General features: G+C 75.5%; 1 protein-coding gene. It reads right to left on the reverse strand.

What is annotated here, in order from left to right:
* A partial coding sequence (locus tag AC1D01_RS37990; protein ID WP_477875158.1) for a DUF3999 family protein occupies window positions 1–574 on the reverse strand: 574 nt, incomplete at both ends.

Consider the following 574-nt stretch of genomic DNA (forward strand, 5'->3'; position numbering starts at 1 on the left):
GAGCTGCACCATGCCACCGGCCACCTGCAACCGCAGCTGCGCGTGCACGGCCCCGTCGAGCCGCAGCACCGGCGACCTCGATTCCCCCGTCGGCAACCGCAGCCACCACACGCTGCCATCGGCCAGCGGCTGCCAGCCCGGCTCCGGCGCGGGCMGCGGCGCCGGGGTCTTGTCGCGCAGCGCGTGCAGGTGCCGGCGCAATCCGTGGCGATGCACGTGCTGGCGCGGCGCCGCCTCGCCGCGCACCAGCCAGCCGACGCGCGCCACCGTGTTCGCATCGTGCGGCAGCAGTTCCAGCGCCTCCACGGCCACCGCCGGCAGCGCGTAGTCGCAATGCTGCCCATCGCAGCTCGCCGGGGCGATCGGCTCGCTCCATTGCAGCGCGGGTTGCGGCCATTGCAGCGTCGCGCTCGTCGCCTCGGCCCCCGTGAGCTCCAGCACCGGGCCGCTGCCGAGGCTGCGCAGCCGCAGGTAGGCGGYCCGCACGCCGCCGAGCTCGATCACGCTGCTGTCCAGCCGCTGCCCCTGGTGCTGCAGCGACACCAGCTGCACCTCGGCGCGCACGGTGCGCCAC

This window comes from Rhizobacter sp. P3_B12 (assembly GCF_056402895.1).